The sequence below is a fragment of the Kitasatospora sp. NPDC001159 genome, assembly GCF_053598235.1.
Genome location: NZ_JBSFJV010000006.1, coordinates 104,848 through 125,881, shown reverse-complemented (window position 1 = coordinate 125,881; position 21,034 = coordinate 104,848). Strand labels below are relative to the sequence as shown.

At 71.9% G+C, this 21,034-nt stretch carries 25 protein-coding genes, 1 tRNA gene and 1 pseudogene; 12 read left to right on the top strand and 15 right to left on the bottom strand.

Annotated elements, in window-relative coordinates:
- Positions 1 to 69: 69 nt before the first annotated feature.
- Positions 70 to 1,029: a glutamate ABC transporter substrate-binding protein gene (locus tag ACWC9T_RS05540; protein WP_449819743.1), complete on the bottom strand. Its 960-nt coding sequence runs from the start codon at positions 1,027 to 1,029 to the stop codon at positions 70 to 72.
- A gap of 14 nt (positions 1,030 to 1,043) precedes the next feature.
- Positions 1,044 to 2,357: a hypothetical protein gene (locus ACWC9T_RS05535; RefSeq protein ID WP_449819742.1), complete on the bottom strand. Its 1,314-nt coding sequence runs from the start codon at positions 2,355 to 2,357 to the stop codon at positions 1,044 to 1,046.
- Between the two features lie 505 nt (positions 2,358 to 2,862).
- Here ACWC9T_RS05535 and ACWC9T_RS05530 point away from each other — a divergent pair.
- Together ACWC9T_RS05530 and ACWC9T_RS05525 are read left to right on the top strand one after the other, a co-directional pair.
- Positions 2,863 to 3,438 (top strand): nucleosidase, encoded by a 576-nt coding sequence (locus tag ACWC9T_RS05530; RefSeq protein ID WP_449819741.1) that lies wholly within the window; start codon positions 2,863 to 2,865, stop codon positions 3,436 to 3,438.
- Between the two features lie 44 nt (positions 3,439 to 3,482).
- Positions 3,483 to 4,046, top strand: a complete 564-nt coding sequence (locus ACWC9T_RS05525; protein WP_449819740.1) for a DinB family protein — start codon at positions 3,483 to 3,485, stop codon at positions 4,044 to 4,046.
- A 56-nt stretch (positions 4,047 to 4,102) separates the two neighbouring features.
- Here the strand turns inward: ACWC9T_RS05525 and ACWC9T_RS05520 are convergent, their stop codons facing one another.
- On the bottom strand, positions 4,103 to 5,020 hold the full coding sequence (locus tag ACWC9T_RS05520) for a sigma-70 family RNA polymerase sigma factor (RefSeq protein WP_449819739.1): 918 nt from the start codon (positions 5,018 to 5,020) through the stop codon (positions 4,103 to 4,105).
- Between the two features lie 104 nt (positions 5,021 to 5,124).
- Between ACWC9T_RS05520 and ACWC9T_RS05515 the strand changes: the two genes are divergently transcribed.
- Both ACWC9T_RS05515 and ACWC9T_RS05510 read left to right on the top strand, forming a co-directional pair.
- Complete coding sequence (locus ACWC9T_RS05515) at positions 5,125 to 5,907, top strand: SDR family oxidoreductase (RefSeq protein WP_449819738.1); 783 nt, start codon at positions 5,125 to 5,127, stop codon at positions 5,905 to 5,907.
- Between the two features lie 29 nt (positions 5,908 to 5,936).
- Entirely contained in the window at positions 5,937 to 6,458 is a 522-nt protein-coding gene (locus ACWC9T_RS05510; RefSeq protein ID WP_449819737.1) for a hypothetical protein, read from the top strand.
- Between the two features lie 6 nt (positions 6,459 to 6,464).
- Here ACWC9T_RS05510 and ACWC9T_RS05505 read toward each other — a convergent pair whose 3' ends face one another.
- Positions 6,465 to 7,052, bottom strand: a complete 588-nt coding sequence (locus ACWC9T_RS05505) for an isochorismatase family protein (RefSeq protein WP_449819736.1) — start codon at positions 7,050 to 7,052, stop codon at positions 6,465 to 6,467.
- 113 nt (positions 7,053 to 7,165) lie between these two features.
- Between ACWC9T_RS05505 and ACWC9T_RS05500 the strand changes: the two genes are divergently transcribed.
- Complete coding sequence (locus tag ACWC9T_RS05500) at positions 7,166 to 7,969, top strand: alpha/beta fold hydrolase (RefSeq protein ID WP_449819735.1); 804 nt, start codon at positions 7,166 to 7,168, stop codon at positions 7,967 to 7,969.
- A gap of 8 nt (positions 7,970 to 7,977) precedes the next feature.
- Here the strand turns inward: ACWC9T_RS05500 and ACWC9T_RS05495 are convergent, their stop codons facing one another.
- Positions 7,978 to 8,328 carry a DoxX family protein gene (locus tag ACWC9T_RS05495; protein WP_449819734.1) on the bottom strand — a complete coding sequence of 117 codons (351 nt, stop codon included), beginning with the start codon at positions 8,326 to 8,328 and terminating at the stop codon, positions 7,978 to 7,980.
- Between the two features lie 95 nt (positions 8,329 to 8,423).
- Here ACWC9T_RS05495 and ACWC9T_RS05490 point away from each other — a divergent pair, with 95 nt between their 5' ends.
- Positions 8,424 to 9,320 carry a LysR family transcriptional regulator gene (locus tag ACWC9T_RS05490; RefSeq protein ID WP_449819733.1) on the top strand — a complete coding sequence of 299 codons (897 nt, stop codon included), beginning with the start codon at positions 8,424 to 8,426 and terminating at the stop codon, positions 9,318 to 9,320.
- A gap of 165 nt (positions 9,321 to 9,485) precedes the next feature.
- Here the strand turns inward: ACWC9T_RS05490 and ACWC9T_RS05485 are convergent, their stop codons facing one another.
- A complete protein-coding gene (locus ACWC9T_RS05485) occupies positions 9,486 to 11,048 on the bottom strand; it encodes an AMP-binding protein (protein ID WP_449819732.1) in 1,563 nt (520 codons plus the stop codon).
- Positions 11,049 to 11,093: 45 nt separating this feature from the next.
- Positions 11,094 to 11,402, bottom strand: a pseudogene (locus ACWC9T_RS05480) (peptidylprolyl isomerase); the annotation flags it as partial.
- Between the two features lie 241 nt (positions 11,403 to 11,643).
- On the opposite strand from ACWC9T_RS05480, the gene ACWC9T_RS05475 reads away from it, so the two are divergent.
- Positions 11,644 to 11,862 carry a cold-shock protein gene (locus tag ACWC9T_RS05475; RefSeq protein ID WP_449819731.1) on the top strand — a complete coding sequence of 73 codons (219 nt, stop codon included), beginning with the start codon at positions 11,644 to 11,646 and terminating at the stop codon, positions 11,860 to 11,862.
- Between the two features lie 195 nt (positions 11,863 to 12,057).
- Here the strand turns inward: ACWC9T_RS05475 and ACWC9T_RS05470 are convergent, their stop codons facing one another.
- The gene (locus ACWC9T_RS05470) at positions 12,058 to 12,675 is read right to left on the bottom strand and encodes a WHG domain-containing protein (RefSeq protein WP_449819730.1); all 618 of its coding nucleotides are present in this window, start codon (positions 12,673 to 12,675) and stop codon (positions 12,058 to 12,060) included.
- A 65-nt stretch (positions 12,676 to 12,740) separates the two neighbouring features.
- On the opposite strand from ACWC9T_RS05470, the gene ACWC9T_RS05465 reads away from it, so the two are divergent.
- Complete coding sequence (locus ACWC9T_RS05465) at positions 12,741 to 14,075, top strand: alpha/beta fold hydrolase (RefSeq protein WP_449819729.1); 1,335 nt, start codon at positions 12,741 to 12,743, stop codon at positions 14,073 to 14,075.
- A 238-nt stretch (positions 14,076 to 14,313) separates the two neighbouring features.
- On the opposite strand, the gene ACWC9T_RS05460 is transcribed toward ACWC9T_RS05465, so the two are convergent.
- From ACWC9T_RS05460 to ACWC9T_RS05445, 4 genes are all read right to left on the bottom strand, one after another.
- A complete protein-coding gene (locus ACWC9T_RS05460) occupies positions 14,314 to 15,117 on the bottom strand; it encodes a hypothetical protein (RefSeq protein WP_449819728.1) in 804 nt (267 codons plus the stop codon).
- Between the two features lie 66 nt (positions 15,118 to 15,183).
- Positions 15,184 to 15,690: a SigE family RNA polymerase sigma factor gene (locus ACWC9T_RS05455; protein WP_449819727.1), complete on the bottom strand. Its 507-nt coding sequence runs from the start codon at positions 15,688 to 15,690 to the stop codon at positions 15,184 to 15,186.
- Positions 15,691 to 15,786: 96 nt separating this feature from the next.
- A complete protein-coding gene (locus ACWC9T_RS05450) occupies positions 15,787 to 16,347 on the bottom strand; it encodes a hypothetical protein (protein WP_449819726.1) in 561 nt (186 codons plus the stop codon).
- 15 nt (positions 16,348 to 16,362) lie between these two features.
- Positions 16,363 to 16,818 (bottom strand): ATP-binding protein, encoded by a 456-nt coding sequence (locus ACWC9T_RS05445; protein WP_449819725.1) that lies wholly within the window; start codon positions 16,816 to 16,818, stop codon positions 16,363 to 16,365.
- Positions 16,819 to 17,025: 207 nt separating this feature from the next.
- Here ACWC9T_RS05445 and ACWC9T_RS05440 point away from each other — a divergent pair, with 207 nt between their 5' ends.
- From ACWC9T_RS05440 to ACWC9T_RS05430, 3 genes are read left to right on the top strand one after another with little or no spacing between them, the layout of a single operon-like run.
- Positions 17,026 to 17,928 carry a helix-turn-helix domain-containing protein gene (locus ACWC9T_RS05440; RefSeq protein WP_449819724.1) on the top strand — a complete coding sequence of 301 codons (903 nt, stop codon included), beginning with the start codon at positions 17,026 to 17,028 and terminating at the stop codon, positions 17,926 to 17,928.
- The gene (locus ACWC9T_RS05435; protein WP_449819782.1) at positions 17,882 to 18,022 is read left to right on the top strand and encodes a DUF397 domain-containing protein; all 141 of its coding nucleotides are present in this window, start codon (positions 17,882 to 17,884) and stop codon (positions 18,020 to 18,022) included. Before ACWC9T_RS05440 ends, ACWC9T_RS05435 begins: the two co-directional genes overlap by 47 nt.
- A 22-nt stretch (positions 18,023 to 18,044) precedes the next feature.
- Positions 18,045 to 18,293, top strand: coding sequence for a DUF397 domain-containing protein (locus tag ACWC9T_RS05430; RefSeq protein ID WP_449819723.1), 249 nt, complete (start codon positions 18,045 to 18,047; stop codon positions 18,291 to 18,293).
- 120 nt (positions 18,294 to 18,413) lie between these two features.
- Here the strand turns inward: ACWC9T_RS05430 and ACWC9T_RS05425 are convergent, their stop codons facing one another.
- Positions 18,414 to 18,560 (bottom strand): hypothetical protein, encoded by a 147-nt coding sequence (locus ACWC9T_RS05425; protein WP_449819722.1) that lies wholly within the window; start codon positions 18,558 to 18,560, stop codon positions 18,414 to 18,416.
- 192 nt (positions 18,561 to 18,752) lie between these two features.
- On the opposite strand from ACWC9T_RS05425, the gene ACWC9T_RS05420 reads away from it, so the two are divergent.
- A tRNA-Leu gene (locus ACWC9T_RS05420) sits at positions 18,753 to 18,836 on the top strand.
- A gap of 111 nt (positions 18,837 to 18,947) precedes the next feature.
- Here the strand turns inward: ACWC9T_RS05420 and ACWC9T_RS05415 are convergent.
- Both ACWC9T_RS05415 and ACWC9T_RS05410 read right to left on the bottom strand, forming a co-directional pair.
- Positions 18,948 to 19,436: a GerMN domain-containing protein gene (locus ACWC9T_RS05415; protein ID WP_449819721.1), complete on the bottom strand. Its 489-nt coding sequence runs from the start codon at positions 19,434 to 19,436 to the stop codon at positions 18,948 to 18,950.
- Positions 19,433 to 20,968, bottom strand: coding sequence for an ATP-binding protein (locus tag ACWC9T_RS05410; protein WP_449819720.1), 1,536 nt, complete (start codon positions 20,966 to 20,968; stop codon positions 19,433 to 19,435). The genes ACWC9T_RS05415 and ACWC9T_RS05410 overlap by 4 nt, the downstream gene beginning before the upstream one ends.
- Between the last annotated feature and the right edge of the window lie 66 nt (positions 20,969 to 21,034).

The following is a 21,034-nucleotide window of genomic DNA, read 5'->3' as shown; positions in this document are numbered from 1 at the left end:
TCCGGCGGCGCGGGCGCGGGGCGTCAAGACCGCGTCAACGCCCCGCGTCCGCAGCGGTCCGTACCCGTCTCAGTGGGGCACGGGCCAGTAGTGCTCGGCGTCGTTGAGCATGTACGGCTTGAGCCAGCGGTCGTACGAGCGCCCCCACTCGCCGCTCGCGTGGTAGTCGGCCAGCACCTGGTTGACCCGGGCGGTCAGGTCCGGGCTGGTCTTGAGCATGGCGACGCCGATCACCTCCGGCTGGATGTCGCCGTCCACGATCCGCACGGTCTGGTCCTGGGCGGCCTGACCGGCCGCCAGGCCGTCGTCGGTCATGGTGGCGTCGACCTTGCCGAGCTGCATCAGGACCAGGCAGTCCAGCTGGTTCTCCTCCACCGTCAGGTGCGCCTTGGCGTCCCTCTTGACGCCCTTGGCGGGGTCGAGGACGTCGGCGGCCGTCGACCCCTTGGCGACGCAGACGTTCTTGCCGCCGATCGCCTCGTCGAGGTTCTTCGCCGGGGAGGTCTTCGGGACCAGCACCCGCTGGGTGATGCTGAAGTAGGGCTTGGAGAAGGCGACGTCCCCCATCCGCTTGCAGTTGACGGTCATGGTGCGGACGATCAGGTCGACCCGGCCCAGCTTCACCGCGTCGACCCGGTCGGCGGTGGCCACCGGCTTGAGCACCACCTTCTCCGGGTCGCCCATGATGGCGGTGCCGATGGCCCGGGCCAGGTCGATGTCGAAGCCCTCGATCTGGCCGGTGTTCGGGTTGCGGGCGCCCCAGCGGTAGCTGTTCTGGTCCACGCCGATCACCAGGCTGCGCTTGGCCTTGATGGCCTTCACCGCCGGGCCGTCCGCCGAGCTCGGCGGCACGCTGCCGTAGATGTCGCAGGTGTCGGACTGGTCCTGGGTCTGCTGCACGGCCTGCGGCGCGCTGGTCGCGGCGGTCGGCGCGGCGCCGGAGGGGCCGCCCCCGCCGAGCACGGCCGCGCAGGCCGCCAGCACTGCCAGCGCCGCGGCGCTCCTGGTCGGTACGGTTCTGCTGCGCATGTGTCCGTTCCCCTTCACCGGTACTCGGCCAGTCGCCGGCCCAGACCCCGCAGCGCGGCGGTCGCGGCCACCAGGCCGAGCACCGCGGCCGCGCCGGCCGCCAGGCGCAGGTCCCCGGCGGTGCCCTCGGCGGCCTTCTTGAACTGGGCCTGCTCGATGTCGGCGGCCTGGGCGAGCGCCCGGTCGGTGCCGTTGAAGGCGGCGTCGGCGGTGTTGGTGGTGTCGGTGGCCGACACCGTGGCGTTCAGGGCTCCCTGGTAGTCGGCGTTGTCGACCTCGGCCGTGCGCGCGGCGACGTACCGGTCCTGCCACAGGTCGTACTGGTCGGCGGCGGTGGCCAGGGCCTGGTTCGCGGCGCCGGGAGCGAGGACCATCGCGTTCGACAGCGAGCCGCCGCGCAGCTGCATCGGGACCGTTTTGCCAGCCGTTCCGGACAGGTGCTTGGTGACGTCCGCGTACTGCGCGCCGTACGTGGCGGTGGAGCCGCGCGCGACCAGGTTCAGGTTCTCCGCCAGCCGGGCGGTCAGCACGTCCACCCGGGCCGAGTTGAGGGCCCGCAGCGGGGTCGCGCCGTCGTGGTCGCTCTTCTCCAGGGCCGAACCGGTGGTCAGCCCGGCCACGGTGAGCCAGAGCGTGCCAGCCAGGACGGCGGCGGTGGCGCCCAGCAGGCCGATGTTGAACACCCGGTTGGTGCGGCGGAACAGGGTCAGCTGCACCCACCCCAGCGCGGCCAGGGTGAGCACCGCCAGGCCGTACGCACCCCACGGCACCGACTGGGCCGCGGCGTAGTCGTCGGCCAGCTCCTTGGTCTCGATGGTGTTCAACTCGGCGGCGGCCGGGAGCAGGACGTTCTGCATCTGCGCGGAGGCGTACCGCAGATAGGCGCCGCCGAGCGGGATGCCCTGCCGGTTGTCGGCCCGCGCGGTCTCCACCAGACCGGCGTACACCGGGAGTTGCTGGTTCAGTCGGGCGAGTGAGTCCTGGGCCGGGGAGGTGGACGTCGTCCGGGCGGCGGCCTGGGCGATCAGCTTGGCGGCCTGGGCGAGGTCCTGCTCGTAGCGGTCCCGGACGTCCTTGGGCTCGGCGCCGGCCAGCAGGAAGCCGGTGGCCGCGGTGGTGGCGGCGTCCGCCAGCGAGCGGTGTATCTCGGCGGCGTCCCGGCTGAGCGGCTGACTGTACGAGACCACCCGGTCGGCGGCCGTGGCCCTGGTCTCCAACTGCCAGGCGGTGAGCCCTCCGAAGGCCACGGTGAGCACCGCGAGCACCACCCCGGCCAGCCGCAGCCGGCCCGGGGGCGTCCGGGTGGCCTGGGTCAGGCGGGCGCGCACGCCGCGCTCCGGAGCACCGGCCCGGGGGCGCTTCGCGAGCTGCGGCTGGGCGCCGGGTCTGGCGGCGGGGACGCCCGGGGGAGGTGCTCCCGGTGCTGCCCCCGGTGCGCCGAACGGGGGCGCTCCCGGTCCGGCCGGTGGACCGCTCGGCCGCGCCGGGAACGCGGCGCCCGGTGCGCCGTTGCCTACTGGTGATGCCACCCGCCTCATCCTCCCCTGGGTACGGACCCGACACCCGGGGCCCGACCGATGGCAGCAGTATGGCCGTGACTTCTCCCGGCCACACCTGACTTGCGCCGATCTTGAGCATGTCGTGCACGGTTTCCGCACGCTCTCGTACGGCTCGGTACGACTTGTACGGCCCGGTGTGCGGCCCGGCGCGGCTCGTGAGTCCGTAACGGCGCGGCGGAGAGGTGGCGACCCGTGCGACGCGGGCGGCGCCCCTGGCGGTTCCATCAAGCGACTTCCGAGGTGGGGCACACGCCCGCTCCGTACCATGGGCCCCATGCGACTGCTTGGAACGATCTCACCCGACCGCCCGCTGCTCGTCGTCGCCGTCCGTGAGGAGGCCGCCCACCTGGACGAGCGCCTGCCCGTGCTGCTCACCGGGATAGGGAAGGTCAACGCCGCCGTGGCCCTGGCCACCGTGCTCGCCCAGGGCGAGAAGCCCTCCGAGGTGATCAACCTCGGTACGGCCGGCGCGCTGCGCCCCGGCTGGGAGGGCATCCACCACGTGGTCCAGGTGATCCAGCACGACCTGGACACCGAGGTCCTGCAGACCCTGACCGGCCGCAGCCACGGCGGCCCGCTGGTGGTCGGCAAGGGCGACGGCCCGGTGCTGGCCACCGGCGACCTGTTCGTCGACTCCCCGGCCGCCCGCGAGCGGCTGGCCGAGCACGCCGACCTGGTCGACATGGAGGGCTACGCCGTCGCCACCGTCGCCCACCGGGCCGGGGTTCCGGTGCGGCTGGTGAAGTACGTCAGCGACGAGGCCGGGGACGGCGCGGCGCACACCTGGCGGGAGTCGGTGGACGGCTGCGCCCGGCACCTCGCCGACTGGGCGCACGCGCAGGGCTGGTGACGGTCCGTCCGGCCGGTGCCGGTGCCGGCGGCTAGGGTGGCGCGGTGACTTCGAACACCACGCCGCAGAGCACCGCGCCCCAGAGCACCGCGCCCGAGAACACCGCGCCGCACAAGCTCACAGACCTCCGGCCGCCGTCGATGAACGCCGACGAGCGGACCACCCTGCTGGCCTTCCTCGACTACCTGCGCGAGGCCGTGATCGGCAAGGTGGACGGCGTCTGCGACGAGGACGCCCGGCGCCCCGGCGTCGCCTCCGGCACCAGCCTGCTGTGGCTGGTGCGGCACCTGACCGTGGTCGAGCTCAACTGGTTCGAGTGGGCCTACGCCGGGCTGGGGGAGGAGCCGCTGGAGACGGACACGGTCGCGCTGGACGGTGCCGTCCTGGCTGACGCGGTCGCCGCCTACCGGGACGCGGTCGCCCGGTCCAACGCGGTGGCCGCGGCGGCCCCGGACCTCGACCGGCCGGGCGTGCGCTCGCTGCGGCCCGACGCCGCCGAGGGACCGTCGCTGCGCTGGGTGCTGGTGCACATGATCGAGGAGACCGGGCGGCACGCCGGGCACGCGGACATCATCCGCGAGCAGCTGGACGGCGCGATCGGGCGCTGAGTCCTCCGTTCCTTCGGGTGGGAGGGCGGTCGCCCTCCCACCCGCCTTCTCTCGTCCTAGTCGCGGAAGGCCGAGAGGTCGAAGGCCGCCAGCCGCTCCGGGTCGGCGATCACGTCGATCGCGGTGATCGCGCCGTCCACCACGGTGAACGCCATGATCGACAGCGCCCGGCCGTTGTCGCCGATGACCACCGCGCCCGCGGTGCCGTTGACCAGCGCCGGGCGGGCGAACGGCGACAGCTTGCCCCACATGGCGGCCTGGCCGGCCACCGTCGCGGCGCCGGTGAGCACCAGGGTGTGCCGGGCCAGCGCGGCCCCGCCGTCCGAGCGCAGCACCACGTTCGGGTCGAGCACCGCGACCAGCGCCTCCAGGTCGCCGTTGCGGGAGGCGGCGAAGAAGGCGTCCACGGCGAGGCGCTGGCGACCCAGGTCCGGGTCGGGCGCGGGCGCCTGCCCCTGCACCTTGCGGCGGGCCCGGCTGGCGAGCTGGCGGGTCGCGGCCGCCGTCTTCTCGATCAGCGGCGCGATCTCCTCGAACGGCACCGCGAACATGTCGTGCAGCACGAAGGCGACCCGCTCGGCGGGCGACAGCGACTCCATCACCACCATCAGCGCCAGACCGACCGAGTCCGCGAGCATCACCTCCTGCTCCGGGTCGACCACGCCCTCGCGGCGCAGCAGCGGGTCCGGGATGCGTTCCGGGCCGGTCTCCCCGTCCGGCCCGGTCGGCACCAGCGGCTCCTCGCGGCGCTGGGCGCGGTCGCGCAGCAGGTTCAGGCAGACCCGGGAGACCACCGTGGTCAGCCAGCCGCCGAGGTTCTCCACCCCGGCGGTGTCGGTGCGGTCGTACCGCAGCCAGGCCTCCTGGAGCGCGTCCTCGGCCTCGCTGATCGAGCCGAGCATCCGGTACGCGACCGCGCGCAGATGCGGCCGGTGCTCCTCGAATCGAGCGGTCCGGGAAGATTTCTCGTCCACCGTGTCACATTCCTTCGTCGCCTCGGGTCAGGGCAGCAGGAGCTACCCAACAACGGGTACGGCGGGGAGATCAACTCCCGGTCGGGGACGAATCGGAGACGACCGTGACGAACAACCTGGTACTGGTCACCGGCGGCACCGGCACCCTGGGTCGGCAGGTCGTACCGCTGTTGCGCGCGGCCGGGCGCGCGGTTCGGGTGCTCAGCCGGCAGGAGCGCGCGGCCGGGGACGGCGTGACGTACGTACGCTGCGACCTGCTCGGCGACCCGGCCGAGGCGGACGTCCGGCTGCACGGGGCGCTCGCGGGCGTCGACACCGTGCTGCACCTCGCGGGCGGCCCCAAGGGGGACGACGAGGCCACCCGGCGGCTGGTCGCGGCCGCGCGGCGGGCCGGGGTGCGGCACCTGGTGTACATCTCGGTGATCGGCGCGGACAAGGTGCCGCTCGGCTACTTCCGCGCCAAGCTCGCCGCCGAGGAGTCGGTGACCGGCTCGGGCCTGCCGTACACGGTCCTGCGGGCCGCCCAGTTCCACGACCTGGCGTTCACCGTGGTCGAGAAGATGACGAAGCTGCCGGTCGTCCCGGTGCCCGGCGGGGTCCGCTGGGAGCCGGTGGACGTGCGCGAAGTCGCCGCCCGGCTCGTCGAGTTGACCCTGGACGAGCCGGCCGGGGCGGTGCCCGACCTGGCCGGTCCGACGGTGTACGAGATGGGCGAGCTGACCCGGGGCTACCTGGCCGCGCAGGGGCGCCGCTTCCGGCAGATGCCCGTACGGGTGCCGGGCGAGCTCGGACGCGCCTACCGGGCCGGGGACAACCTCGCCCCGGCCGGTGCCGAGCACGGGCGGCGCACCTGGGAGGAGTTCCTGGCCGAGCGGCTCGCGGCCTGAGCTGTCGCTACGGCCCTAGGGTGTCTGCCATGTCATTCCTCGATCGTGTTCGTGCCACCCCCGTCGCCGTCGACTACCTGCTCTGGCCGGGCGACTTCTCGCTCGACGCCTACTCGCACGTGGAGGAGGTGGTGCTCGCCTCCGGGGAGGCCCTGGAGGAGGTGGCCAAGTGCGGTGCGGGTGGCACCTTCTTCCTCTGCGGCGAGGGCGGCGACGAGCGGCCCGTGCTGTACGCCGACTCCGAGGGCGGTGCGGCCCTGATGGCCGTCGGGCTGGAGGAGATGGTCCGGCTGCTGCTGGCCCTGCCGTGGTGGCGGGACTGCGTCCGGCTGACCGAGGAGGAGAGCGCCGAGGCGGCCGAGGCGTTCCTGGAGGAGGAGCCCGACCTGTTCGCTGACCGGGACGCGGCGGCGGCCGCGCTCGGGCTCGAAGTCCCCACGGTGGCCGAGGCGTTGGCGCGGCTGCGAGAGGTCGCGTTCGGCCTCGGGGAGCGGTACGTGCTGCTCAACGCGGTGGAGGGCAACGCGTACGAGCCGCTGCTCAGGGCGTAGCGGGGCTCAGGCCTCGGCGGCCCGGAGGACGGCCTCCGTGGCGACCACCTTGGCGAAGCGCATCGCGTGCAGGGTGGTCGCGGTGGCGCGGGCGAGTTCGGCGGCGGGGACGGTGGTGCCGTCGGGGCCGGTCATGTCAAAGGTGTGCATGGCGTCGGTCGGGAAGATCGCGTCGTAGCCGAGGTTCCCGGCCATCCGGGCCGTGGTCTCGTTGCACGCGTTGGTGATGATCCCGGTGACCACCACCTGCCGGGCGCCGCGCTGCTGGAGCCAGGCGTGCAGGTCGGGGGTGCCGTAGAAGGCGCTGTTGACGGTCTTGGCGATGTGCAGGTCGGGGGTGATCGCGGCGACGAAGTCCTTGAGCGCGTGGCCGGGCGTGCCCTCGACCAGCGGGCCGGCCGAGGAGGCGTGCTGCGCGGTGACGATCGGGCGGCCGGTGGCCTGCCAGGCGGCGATCAGCTCGGCGATCCGCTGCTCGGCCCGGGGGGTGTCGCGGGGGCCCCAGAAGTCCTGGTCCTCGAATCCCTGCTGGACGTCGATGAGGAGCAGGACGGCGTCGGGGGCGAGGGGGTCGAAGGCGTCGGTGTTCGTCATGGGATTCATGGTGCCGCGAACGGCCAGACAAATGTCTTGGACATTTGTATTGCACGCATGTCTGACTCTGGATATGGTGATCGCATCGACCGCTCCACAAGGGGGAATTGAAAATGAGCGACGCCATCCGCAGTGAACTGACCGTCGACGGCCGCCGTCTGTCCTACCTGGACTTCGGTGGAAGGGGCCGCCCGCTGCTCGCGCTGCACGGGCACCTGTCCGAGGGCGCCATGTGGGCCCGGCTCGCGGAGGAACTCCGGGGCGACTGGCGGGTGATCGCGCCCGACCAGCGCGGCCAGGGCGAGTCGGAGCGGGCCGGGGACTACTCGCGGGAGGGCTACCTCGCCGACATCGAGGCGCTGCTCGACCACCTCGGGCTGGAGAAGGTCGTCCTGCTCGGTCACTCGCTCGGCGGGATCAACGCCTACCAGTTCGCCGCCCGCCACCCCGAGCGGGTCGAGGCGATCGTCGACATCGAGGCCCCGGTGGTGCTCGGCCTGGAGGGCCCGCACCCGCTGGCCTTCCTGCTCGACCTGCCGTACGACGCCCCGAGCCGGGAGGTGCTGATCGCCGCGCTCGGCCCCGCCGCCCCGTACTTCGCCGATCGGCTGCGGGAGAACGCGGACGGCAGTTGGCGGCTGCCCTTCCACCCCAAGGACATGTACGACTCGGAGGAACTGGTCCACGGCGATCACTGGGCCGACTGGACGGCGACCTCCTGCCCCGCGCTGCTGGTGCGCGGCAGCGAGGGCGTGATCCCGGCCGGGCAGGCGGCGGAGCTCGTCGCCCGCCGCCCCGGGACGGTCGCGGTCGAGCTGGTCGGCGACCACCTGCTGCCGGTCACCGCCGCTGACGATCTCGCCGCCGCCGTGCGGGAGTTCCTCGGGACCCTCAAGGTGTGTGCGGTGGCGGTCTGACCGGCCCGTCAGCGGGCGACGGAGAGGGCGAGGGTGGCGACGGCCAGGGCGAGGTAGCCGGCGGGGAAGTAGAGGTTGTGGAGCACCCGGGTGCGGACGTGGGTGGCCACGGCGCCGATGTAGAACAGCACCAGGCCCACCGCGGCGGCGATGCCGAGCGGGGGGAAGGCCACCAGGCCGATCAGCAGCCCGGCGGCCCCGGCGGCCTTGAGTGCGGCCAGCCGCGGGATCCAACTCCTCGGGACGTCCACCTCGGCGGAGTTGGCCAGGACGAAGGGCGCCTCGGCGAAGTCCGCGGCGGCGATTCCGGCGTTGGCGGCGATGGCGGCGACGGCCACGATCACGTACGCGATGGACATGGGGCTCCTTCGTTGCTGACACGGGTGCTTGCTCGCCGTCCAGCCTCTTCAGGCCCTCGTCCTGCGTCCAATACCTGCTTCCATAACCTGATGGAATGGATGTGGACACCCGGCTGCTGCGCTATTTCACCGCCGTCGCGGAGGAAGGCAGCCTGACCCGCGCGGCGGAGCGGTTGTACGTCTCCCAGCCCGCGCTGACCAAGCAGATCCGGCAGCTGGAGAACGGCCTCGGCACCCCGCTGTTCGTCCGCTCCCGGGCCGGGATGGCGCTCACCGAGGCCGGCCGCGCCCTGGCCGCGCGGGCGCCCGGGCTGCTGGCGGCCTGGGACGCCGCGCTGCGGGAGACCAGGGCCGCGGCGAGCCGGGCCGAACGCGTCCTTCGGGTCGGCTTCCTGGCCAGCGCCGCCAACGAGGCCACCCCGCGGATCGTCACCGAGTTCACCCGCCGCCGCCCGGGCTGGCGGGTCGACATGCGGCACGCCACCACCTGGTCGGACCCGACGGCGGGCCTGGCGGAGGGGAACGTGGACGCGGCGCTGCTGCGGCTGCCGTTCCCCGGGCAGGAGCAGTTGCGGGTGGCCGAACTGTCCACCGAGCCGCGCTGGGTGGCGCTGCCCTCGGCGCACCCGCTGGCGGTCCTGGAGGTGGTCCCGTTCCGGGAGCTGTGGGACGAGCCCTTCGTCGCCGCCCCGGCCGAGACCGGCGCCTGGCGGGACTACTGGGTCGCCGCCGGCGAGCGCGAGGGGCACCCGGTGCGGATCGGCGCCGTCGTGGACCAGCCTGACGACTGGCTGAGCGCCATCGCCAACGGCTACGGGGTCGCGCTCGCCCCCGAGTCCACGGCCCGCTTCTACGCCCGGCCCGGGATCGTCTACCGGCCGGTGAGCGGCGTCAGCCCCAGCCGGATCGGGGTCGCCTGGGCGCCGGTGGACGACGGCAACCCGGTGGTGCGGGACTTCGTGCGGTGCTGCGTCGAGAGCTCGGAGGCGTGAGCTGCAGGGGGAGGAGGGGGCGGAGGGGTGGCGGCCCTCAGCGCCGCCACCCCCGTTGGCTTCTCGGCAGCGGGGCCGGGATTCGTTGAGTCAAACCCCACGGTGGGGTGAAGTCCGGTGGGGATCTGCGCGGGGTTCGGTGCGGATCCCCTGCCCCGGGCGGGTTCAGAGCGCGACGGAGTCGCGCAGCCGCTTCTTGTCCGGCTTGCCGACCGAGGTCAGCGGGATCTCCGTGACCAGGTGCAGGGCCTCCGGTGCGTAGATCCGGCCCTTGTGCGCGGTGACGAACGCGCGGACGTCCTCCAGCTGCGGCCGCTGCCCCGGTGCGGGGACGACCGCGACGTGGACGTGCTCGGCCTGCTGGGCGTCGCGGACGCCGAAGACGGCGCACTGGGCGATCGCCGGGTGGGTGAGCAGCAGGTCCTCCACCTCGGAGGGGTAGACGTGCCCGCCGACCACGATGATCTTGTCCTTGATCCGGTCGGCCAGGTAGAGGTAGCCGTCCGCGTCGAAGTAGCCGATGTCGCCGGTGTTCAGCCAGCCGTCGCGCAGCACCTCGGCGGTGAGGTCGGGCCGCTTCCAGTACCCGGCCATGAGGGTGGCCGAGCGGACGTGGATCTCGCCCTGTTCGCCGGTCGGCAGCTCGGCGCCGTCGGCGGAGCGGATCACCACCTCGACGCCCGGGAGGGGCCGGCCGACCGAGATCTGGCCGCCGTGCCCGACCCGGTGGTGCTCCTGCGGGGAGAGCGCGGCGATGTTCTGCGCCTCCGACATCCCGTAGGCGCTCCACAGGACCGGCCCGAACACCTTGAGCGCCTCGCGGATGCGGGTCGGCGAGGAGGCGCAGCCGCCGTACAGGATCCGGTTCAGGCTGGACAGGTCGCTGCTGCCGATCGCCGGGTGGTCCAGCAGCTGGTAGAGCAGCGGGGGCAGGACCCACAGGTCGGTGATGCGCTCGCGCTCGATGGCGGCCAGCACCTCGCCGGGGTCGAAGGAGCGCTGGATGACCACCGAGCCGCCGTGGTGGAGCGTCAGGTCGGCGAGCACGCCGGAGAGGTGGGCGAGCGAGGTGGCCGCGAGCAGACGGGGTGCCGTGTCCTTCGGGCCGAACGGGACGTCGAAGGCGCTGCGGTAGGGGCCGTGCAGGATGACGATGCCCTTGGGGATGCCGGTGGTGCCGCCGGTGTGGCGGATGCTCAGGTCGTCGTCCGGACCGATCCGGACGTCCGGCGGCTGGGCGGGGCGGTGGGTGGAGGCGGCGATCACGTCCTCGCCGATGGCCTCCGGGCCGGGGCCCAGGGTGAGGACCGTCGGCACGTCGACCAGGGCGAGCAACTCGGGTGCCGTCGCGTACCGTTCGACGTCCACCAGCAGGACGGCGGTGTCGACGCTGGTCACGATCTCGGCCAGGATCGGGGCGCTCATGCCGTCGTACAGGTTCACCAGGCGGGCGCCCGCGATGCCGGCGGCGTAGCGGGCGCTGAGCGCCTCGGCGGTGTTGCCGGTGAGCAGGGCGACGGTCATGCCCCGGGTCACGCCGCGGGCGATGAGCTCGTGGGCGAGGCGGTAGGTGGCGGCGGCGAACTCGCCGGCGGTGATCCTGACCCCGTCGGCGGTGGTGATGGCCGACCGGCCGGGGTCGGCGGAGAGAGACCGGAGGATCAGGGCGGGGGCGCTGATGAACTCCGCGTCGGGCATGGCCACTTCTTCTTTGTAGTTTGCAACCATGTCGACAGCCTAACCCCATCCTCCGCACCGGGGCGGGTAGTTGGTGATCAGGACGGTATCGGTGAACGCCAGGTCCGGGTGGAACTCGTCGGCGAACTCGTAGCCGGGCCCGCCGGTGCCGTTGCCCAGGGGGTCGCCGCCTTGGATCACGAGGCCGTCGATGATCCGGTGGAAGACCATGCCGTGGTACAGCGGCTCCCTGCTCGGCCGGCCCGTGTTCGGGTCGACCCACTGCCGGTTGCCCTGGGCGAGATCCACGAAGTTCCGGACGGTCTTGGGGGCGTGGTTCGGCGGCAGCCGGATCACGATGTCGCTCTGGTTGGTCTTCAGCGTCGCGTACAGCTCGTCGGCCATGACATTCCTTCGCCACGTCCAACTGGTCCGGCCAGTCTCCAGACCGGACGGCGGGCCCCGAAGCGGCGACACGGCAGCTCACCCGCACGGGTGGCACCGGGGCGAACAGGTGTCCGGCCCTGACACCTTCGGCGCCATCTCGGCGAGCATCCCCGCGACCGGGGGCCGGGGCGGGGATGGTGGCGTGGGCGGCCGGAGCTTCGGGGCCGCCGATCAACATTCGAGCGAGATTGGCGACAGCGTGAGCGAGCGAGTGACCGGCGTGGTGAAGTGGTTCAACGCGGAGAAGGGGTTCGGGTTCATCAGCCCGGACAGTGGTGGCGCCGATGTGTTCGTGCACTTCAGGGCCATCAAGAAGCAGGGGTTCAAGAGCCTTGAGGAGGGGGAGGCCGTCTCCTTCGAGATCACCCAGGGCCAGAAGGGGCCCCAGGCGGAGAACGTCGAGGGCGTGAACCCGTAGGCGCTTTCGCGGACGCTGCGCAGGAAGTCGGCCGCGCCGACTTCCTGCGCGCGGTGCGTCCTGCGCGTGCGGTCCCGGGCCACGAGCTGGTCGATGACGCGGCGGTCGCCCTCGGTCTTCAGGGAGTCCGGCGGAACACGGCCGTAGTTGTGGCCCAGGTGCCGAGCCAGGTCGAACAGCGATCATCTCCGCTGCTCAGGAGGCGAGTTCGGCTTGGCGAAGGCTGTGGAACATCGCGGGTGCCGCCCAGCCGCGCAGGGCAGCCTGGATCGCCGCTCGGAACGCGACGTCGGCCGTGCGGGCGTCGAGGGCTCCGGCCAGTTCGAGCGTCACAAGGCCGTGCAGGGTGACCCAGAGTGAGAGGGCGATCGACGTCGCCTCGCCGGCGAGGACGGAACGGGCCACGGCCCGGTCGATCGCCGCGATGAGCGGCCGGATGGGGTCACGGGTGCCGACGGCGCCCGACGGATCGAAGGATTGCGCCCCTCCGAACAGCACCGTGTACAGGTGGCTGTGTCCGCATCCCCATCGCCGGTAGGCGATGGCCAGGGCATAGAGGTCGTTGAGGGGTTCCTCCGAGGCCGGCACCGCTGACAAGTCCTGGAACAGGCCGGCGACAGCCCGGTCGCGCACCGCTCCGATCAGTCCGTCCTTGCCGCCGAACAGCGAGTACACCGCCGTCGTCGACGTGTCGGCGGCAGCCGCCACGGCGCGGACCGTGACCGACTCCCGCGGGCCCGTGGCCAGCATCTCGGTCGCACACGCCACAAGCCGCTCTTTGACCGCTTCGTCGTTCGTTCTCGGTCTGCCCATGAGGAGAAGCCTACCCTCTCTGATAACGTTGTTTTGAAACAGTGTTCTGAAACTTGGGGGGCACCATGGACACATTCGGCATGCGCCTCGTCCGCTTCGCCGGACGCTCACTGCTGGCGCTGACTGCCGTCGCGGCACTGGCTGTTGTCTTTCTCGCGTTGATCGTCCTCACGGACGGGGCCGGCTCGGGACTCGCCGCTTGGCTGACGACGCTCGGAGTCGCTTCTGCCGCCGCACTGTGGCGGAGCCGGGGCCGTAGCCGGGCGGCGAAGCTCAGGCTGTTCGGGTCAGTGGCCGTCGCGGCGGCGTTGACGGCGACGGTCTGTGTCCCGACCGCGCCCACGACCCGGCAGTACCCGCCCGACCTGCCCTTCGTGGCCGTACAGCACTGGACCCTGGACACCGGCAGCAGGGTCGCCGTGTACCACTACCCGCCTGCGGGCTCCGGCACCCGACACCCGATCCCGCTCGTGTACCTCAACGGGGGGCCGGTTCGCGGCGTGTCGCTGCTCGACCACCGGTTCCTGCAACTCCTGGCCGGCCGGGGCTACGACGTCTACGCCTACGAACAGGCCGGCGGCGGACGCAGCGACCTGCTCCCCATGGAGCAGTACACGATCTCCAGGTCGGTCCGTGACCTGGACGCCTTCATCCACCGCCTGGGCAACGGCGAGGCCGACGTCCTCGGATTCTCGTCAGGCGGGGTCGTACTCACCCGAGCCCTGGCCGACCCCTCCGTCGCCGCACAACTGCACCGGGCGATCATCGCCGAGCCCGGCCCGATGGACGGCCCCACATCGCGAATCACCGGAAACACGGGGCGTCCGTCCGCGCGCGACCTCGCACCGGGCGTGACCGGCCCGCGATCGACGCGCATCCCCCGGTACGCCGTGGCGTTCGGCCTCATGAAGCTCGGACTCCTCACCCCCGACACCGGACTGATCGGCCAGGCCGAAGGCGACAACGCGTTCACCGCCGCTGACCTCGGCAGCGATACCGCATCCGACTACTGCGCGCGCGACGCGCATCGCATCCCGTCCGAAGACACGCCACGGAACTTCTCCTTCAGCCCCGTCGCCAGCATGCGCGTCCAGCAGACGGTGAAGGACTCCCCCTCCATCGCCCCGCAACTGGGGCGATCGAAGACGCCCACCATGCTGATGATCGCTGAGTGCTCCCCCAAGGTGCGCCAACAGGAGACCACCATTCTCGCCGACGACCCCGCCGTCCAGCGCACCCAGTACATGCCCGGAGTCGGGCATCACATGTGGAACGGCCTGGACGACAACAACGACCGAGCCGCCGCTGTCATCACCGCTTTCCTCCAGGACGAGCCGGCACCTCTGCCGAACTACCCCACTCGCGAGGAAATCCCCGCCTTCCTGAGTGATCACAGGTGACGCGCCGGTAGACCGCCATCGGCATGAGGCGGCGAAGCCCGGAGCTGCGGGGCCCGGAACTGCCAACCGCAGTGCGCGGTCGACCCGCTGTCGGGGCCGGGTAGCGCGGTGCGGGTTCCTCCGGTGGCCACCCGGGACGTGACCACCGGTTGGACGGGCGCCCCTCGACCAGCATCGCGAGCCCTTCCCGTGATTCGAACGGGACCGGTTCTGCCCCCGTTCTCGGCCTTGCAGCGGATCAGCCGACGGCATCGAGGATCGGTGCCCAGGTGGCACCGGTGAGTGCGGCCACCACCTGCTGGTCGGAGAGCGGGGGAGCGGCACGGGTCGGCTTGGGTGCGTCGGCGTTACTGCCACCGCCGGTGCTGTTCCACTGCACCAGCTGAAGCTGCGCGCCGGTCGACTTCAGGGTCACCGTCACCGTCCAGCGGCGGGCGGTGTCGGCACGGGCCGGGTGCTGGGCGGCGTTCTGCTCCGACATCACCACGGCCCCGCCGGGAATCGCGGCACTGCTCGGCAGCTCGCTCAGCGTGCAGGTGTCACCTGCGGCACGCGCGGGCGTCCGCTCGCAGCTCAGCCCGTCGCCGTCCCTGAGCGGCAGCTTGAGCCGCACGGCCGAGACGCCGACCATGGCGGCGCCGTGCCCGTCGTCGACGACCAGTTCGCCGTTGGCGACGTACCCGCCGGACGGATCCGAGGGGTTGTTGCTCTGCCCGCTCTCCTGGCTGAACCGGCCCCCGGGGAACGTCAGCTCCAGAGCCCGGATCATCTGGGTGTCGGTGATCGCGGAACGGGGCATCGCCAGCGCCGCCGGCTCGATGTCGGACCCTGCGGAGTGGGTCCCGGCGAGCGCGCCGGGAATGACCAGGCCGGCTGCCGCGATCGCGGCGCAGGCGCCGACCCCGGCGATGACGCCGACGCTGCGCCGACGCCGACGGCTGCGCCCGCGCTCGACGGCTCCGCTCAGGAGCGTGGTGAGATCGGGTTCGAGGGAGTCGGTCGTGCGGTCCAGGGCATGGGCGAGGTCTGCTTCGAACGGCATGCTGGCGTCACCTTCTCTGTTGCTGATGGGGGCTTCGTGATGGTGTTGACCTGCGGGCACCGGTGCTCAGTGCGGAACCAGGTCGGACAGGCTGTCGCCGAGCAGCGCACGCACCCTGCCGAGTGCGCGGGTGCCCTGGGAGCGGACCGCGCTGCTGCTCAGCCTGAGCATCCGGGCGGTCTCCTCGATGCTGCGGTCCTCCCAGTAGCGCAGCAGCAGCACCGCCCGGTCACGGGGCGGCAGTTGGCCGAGCGCGTCCAGCAGGGTGAGCCGCAGCGCGGTGTCCGGGCCGGAGGCCGCACTGTCGGGCATGTTTCCGATGGGGCGCTCGGCGGTGCTGCGCCGACGCCGCAGGCTGAGGAAGGTGCGGACCAGTACCGTCTGGGCGTAGGCAACCGGATTGTCCGCACGGGCCACCCGCTTCCAGTGCACGTACACCCGGCTGAGGGTCTCCTGGACCAGGTCCTCGGCAAGGTGCGTGTCGCCGGCCGCGAGGACGTACGCCGAGCGGTACAGCGCCTTCGCCCTCGCTGCCACGAACTCCAGGTACTCGTCCTCCTGTGCTGATTTCACTCGGTTCCCGCCCGTTCGCTCGTCCTGTGATCGCCGTGCATACCCTTCATGACTACGTGAGGCGTCAGGATGTCGTGCGGGCAGCCGATTTCTCTTTCAGGGGGTGGTGGCCTGGGCGGCGCGGGCGCGGCAGTGGGTGAGGGCCGACTCGATGCGGGGGTCGGGGGTGGGGGTGTCGGAGAGCAGTTCGCCGGCGGTGACGAGGGCGGTCCAGTAGTGGGCCGGGTCGCCGGTGCGGGGGAGGGGCTGGGCAGCAGCCAGGGAGAGGTAGGCGGCGGTCAGGTTGCCGGTGGTGAACCAGCGGGCCAGGCCGTGCTGGTGGCCGGCCCGGATGCCGCCCATGGCGTCGATCGCGGCGAGGAAGAGGTCGACGACGGCGAGGTCGCGGGCGTCGAGCTGCTTGGGGACGTCGAACACCCCGAGGGCTTCCAGGAGTTCGCCCGTGTCGGCCTCGGAGTCGGGGCGGGGGTTGGCGAGCAGGGCGCCGTAGCAGTCGTCGAGGCGGCGGGTGGTGTCGGCCGCCGGGATGTCGAGGGCGGCGCAGATCGCACGGGCGGAACGCAGGGGGTCGCCGGTCCGGCGGGCGAGGGAGGCATAGGCCTCGGCGGGGGTGCGGCCAGTGCCGAGGAGGTGCCGGGCGGTGAGGGCGAGTCGCATGGGGGACACCTCCGTTCAGACCGCGAGGGCGGTGGCGGTGGCGGTGGCGGCGGCGGGGGAGAGCGAGGGCGCGACGAGGGCCCAGACGAACTTGCCGATGCCGCCGGCTCGGGGGCAGCAACCCCAGCGCTCGGCAAGCTCGTTGACGAGGAAGAGGCCACGGCCGTGCTCGTCGTCGGGGGAGGCGGAGTGGAGGGTGGGGCGACCGCTCCCGGCGTCGTGGACTTCCAGGCGCAGACGGGAGTTGACGAGGGCGAAGCGGATCTCGATCAGGCGGTCGGCCGGCGCGTCGGAGTGCTGGACGGCGTTGGCGAACAGCTCGCCGAGGAGGAGCTCGGCGATGTCGGAGTAGCGGTCGCCGGTGGGGAGCGCGGAGAGGTACGCGCGGAGGAGGTGGCGGGCGAGCGGGGTGCACTCCGTACGGGAGCCGAGGCGCGCGGCGAACGTGCGGGGGCGGTGGGTTTTGAGCATGGCGAAGTTCCTCAGGGGGCGGATGGGGGAGCGCGAAAGGCGCGCGTAATCACGCTACGCATGCAAATGATTGCGTTCTGGTGTCAATCATCGAGGCTGGAGAGGTACCGTGACGCCAGATCGACGTGCGGGACGTGCGGCGCACAACTGGGGGCAGCGATGGCACAGCGGAAGACCAGGCGGGGGACGACGGCGAGCTCCGCGATCATGTTCGGCGAGGAGATCCGCTTCGCGCGGGAGGCGGCGGGCTACACGCAGGAGGACGTGGGCAAGCTCCTGCACTGCGACCGGACGGTGATCTCGCGGACCGAGAGCGGAAAGCGGAAGCCGTCGATCGAGGAAGTAGAGGAGCTCGATCGCCTGTACAACACCGGCGACCTGTTGAAGCGGCTGTACGGTCGGGTCGACTGGAATGCATCGATCGAGTACCCGGACTGGTTCCAGGAATATGTGGACCTGGAGGCCATCGTCGTCGGGATGCGGGCGTACCAGGACGGCACGATGTATGGCCTGTTGCAGTGTCATCAGTACGCCCGTGCGCTCTTCGCCACTGGTGATGCAGCCGGAAACTTGGAGGAGATCGAGGAGCTGACTAGAGCCCGACTCAGTCGGCAGAGTCGATTCCTCGTGCCCGACGGGCCGTTGCTGCTCGTCATCCTTGACGAGAGCGCCATCCGTTCGGTCATCGGCGGACCTGGCGTGATGCGGTGCCAGATGGAGCACTTGCTGCGGGTGGCTCAGCTCCCGAACATCGTCATTCACGTGGCGCCGTTCTCGAATCGGCGGGCTCTCATCAAGACGGCTATGGTGTTGCTGGAGCTGCCGGACGGGCAGCGCTTGGTGTACTCGGAGAGCCTCGAACGAGGGCATCTGAGCGATGCTTCCGACGCCGTGGTCAGGAACCAGCGTCGCTATGATCAGCTCCGTGGCGAATGCCTGTCAGAGGTCGACTCGCTTCGGCTGATCGCCGACGCGCTGGAGGGGTTCAGAGATGATGAGCAACGAATTCGCCGCAGCCGCCTGGCGGAAGAGCAGCTACAGCGGCAACGACGGGGGCAACTGCATCGAGGTAGCCCTCGGATCCCTCCCCGGCGCCGTCCCAGTGCGTGACTCCAAGGACCCGAGCGGCCCGGCCCTCGTTTTCTCGACCTCCGCCTGGGAAGCCTTCGTAACGGCCGTCCGCGAGGGCGACCTTCCGGCGTAAGGCCTCCGAGGAGCTGGCTACGGTGACCTGGCGGAAGAGCAGCTACAGCGGCGACAACGGCGGCAACTGCATCGAGGTGGCCTTCGCCTGGCGGAAGAGCAGCTGCAGCGGGGACAACGCGGGCGAGTGCATCGAGGTGGCCCCCGGATTTCTCCCCGGCGCCGTCCCAGTGCGTGACTCCAAGGATCCGCATGGCCTGGTCCTCGTCTTTCCCGCCTCAGCCTGGGAGTCCTTCGTCTCCGGTGTCCAGGCCGGCGACTTCCCGGCGTAGCGACATTGTCGAGGCCGGTCAATCCGCTGGATTGACCGGCCTCTTCGCTTTCTCACACGCGGAAGCTCTCGATCTCCGACGTCGTACTGGTGAAGCCGTTGGTCGAGATGACCCTCACCCTCACCTCCGTCCCGGGCGGGAACTGAGTCCGATCAACCGTGAACTCGCACATGTCCTGGTGTCCACGAAGAAGACGTCATGGTTCTGCAGCAGCAGGTCCTGGGTGTCGGCCTCGGTGTAGCCCTCCAGCAGCTTCGGGCCGGGCACGCCGAACAGCTTGAGGCCGACGCCGAGGGTGGTCTTGAGGTCGGGCAGGCCGGCACTCCAATCGGCCAGCAGCGCTCGCCCGGGGGCGGGTGCAGGTGGCAGCGTCGTCGGTGACCGGCGTCGCCTGCTGGTCGTTCCAGGGTGGTCAGAGGCACCCCTCCAGATGGTCTATGCTTAACCCATCACCCAGATGCGCGGGTGGCGGAATAGGCAGACGCGCTGGATTCAGGTTCCAGTGCCCGAAAGGGCGTGGGGGTTCAACTCCCCCCTCGCGCACAGAGAGCGGCCGGTTGACTTTCGAGTCGACCGGCCGCTTCTTTTTCTTCGTCTTCTCTTTGGCCGCCCCTTCTCTTCGGCCCCGCCGTGGTTGGTCCGACGTCTCCCGGCTCAGCCGGCGCGGTGCAGGTCGCACTCCTGGTGGATGGCGGAGGGGGCGTCACTGCTGACGATCGCGATCCTCGGCGCCGGGCCGGCGGTCGGGGCGTCCTCGGCGGTGCAGACGAGCTGCTGGACGGCCGGGGCGGACAGCGACGCGGCGGACCAGGACAGCCGCAGGGTGACCGTGTCGGGGGTGACGGTGGCCTGGACGCGGCCGTTCGGCGGGAGGTTGCTGTAGAGGCCGGAGCGCTTCTCCGCCTGGTCGGGCCCGGCGACCAGGGTGTCCAGGGTCTGCTGGAGGTCCTCGCGCCGGGCGCTGGAGCGGATGGCCAGCCGGATGCCGTGCTGGTCGAGGAAGTACAGCCGGGTGCCCGGGTCGATGCCGGTGGCCGGCTGGCCGCTGCGCACCGGGCCGGTGGTGGAGATCGAGCAGCCGCAGGTGCCCAGCAGCAGGGCGGTGGCGGCTCCGGCCAGGCGAAGGCGTCGGCGGGTGGTCACTGGTCCTCCTCGGTGTCCAGACCGCGGGGCAGGAGGAGGGTGAAAACCGCGCCGCTGCCGGGCGAGTTGGCGGCCTCGATGACGCCACCGTGCAGCCGGGCGTTCTCCTGGGCGATGGCGAGGCCGAGACCGCTGCCCTCGGAGCGGGCGCGGGACTTGTCGGCCTTGTAGAACCGGTCGAACAGGTGCGGGAGTTCGGCGGGCGGGATGCCCGGACCGCTGTCCGTGACGGTGAGCACGAGGTCGTCGTCCGAGCCGCGCAGGGCGACCCGGACGGGCGGGCGGCCGTGCCGCAGGGCGTTGCCGACCAAGTTGGCGACGATGACGTCGAAGCGCCGCGGGTCCAGCCGTACGGGCAGGGCGGCGGGCAGCTCCAGCTCGACCTGGTCGATCCAGCCGCGCAGGTCGAGGGTCTCCCGGACGGCGGTGGCCGCGTCGATGGACTCGGCGCGCAGCGGGGCGGCCCCGGCGTCCAGGCGGGAGATCTCGATCAGGTCGTTGACCAGCCGGGTCAGGCGCAGTGTTTCGTTGCTGACCATGCGTAGGGCGGCGGCGGTGTCGGGCGGGAGCTGTTCGGCGTCCTCGTCGAGGATGTCGGTGACGGCGAGCATCGCGGCCAGCGGGGTGCGCAGTTCGTGCGAGACGTCGGCGGCGAACCGCCGGCCCTGGGACTCGACGGCGCGCAGCTCCTCGATGGTGCCCTGGAGGGTGCGGGCGGTGTGGTTGAAGGTCTTGGAGAGCTGGGCGAGTTCGTCGTGCCCGGTGACGGTCAGCCGGGTGTCCAGCTTGCCCTGGGCGAGGGCGTGGGCGGCGTCGCGCAGGGCCCGGACCGGGTGCAGGACCTGGCGGGCTCCCAGCAGCGCCAGCGCGGCGGCCAGGACCGCGACCAGCACCCCGGCCCCGGCGGCTCCGGCGAGCAGCGCGTTGGCGGCGCTCTGCTCGCGGTCGAGCGGCAGCAGGGCGTAGACGGTCAGCCCGGAGGGGGCGCCGGCCGGACCGGCGGGGCCGGAGGTGGCGTAGGTGACGGGGACGCCGACGGCGAGCCAGGGGTGGTCGTCGTCCGCGGTGAAGCGCTGGAACGCGGCGTGGCCGCGGCCGACGGTGGCCTCCAGGGTGGGCGGGACGGCCACGGGCTGGGTCCACTGGGAGTGCTCGGCGCCCGCGCCGGTGCCGTAGGAGGCCAGCACGCGCCAGTCGCGGAAGCCGCCGGTGCCGGACAACTGGCTCGCCAGGCGGTCCAGTTCGCCCTGGTTCGGGGGGAAGGGCAGGGCCGGCGCGAGGATGTCGATGCGGCGGCGCAGCTCGTCCAGGGCGGTGTCCTTGGTCAGGTCCAGGGTGGAGGTGGTCGCGGCCCGGTAGGTGAGCACGGCGGTGGCCAGGGCGCTCAGGGCGGCGACGGCGACGAAGGCGACCACCAGGCGCGGGCGCAGCCCGGCGACGGCGCGGCGAAGGCGGACCAGGCGGGGCGGGTGCGGGTCCGGGTGTGGCTTGGGACGCTCGGGTGGGGGAGCGGGGGTGTCGGCGATGGTCACAGCGGTCCGAAACGGTAGCCGAAACCGCGTTCGGAGTCGTCATCGATCAGCAGTGCCCGTGCCATG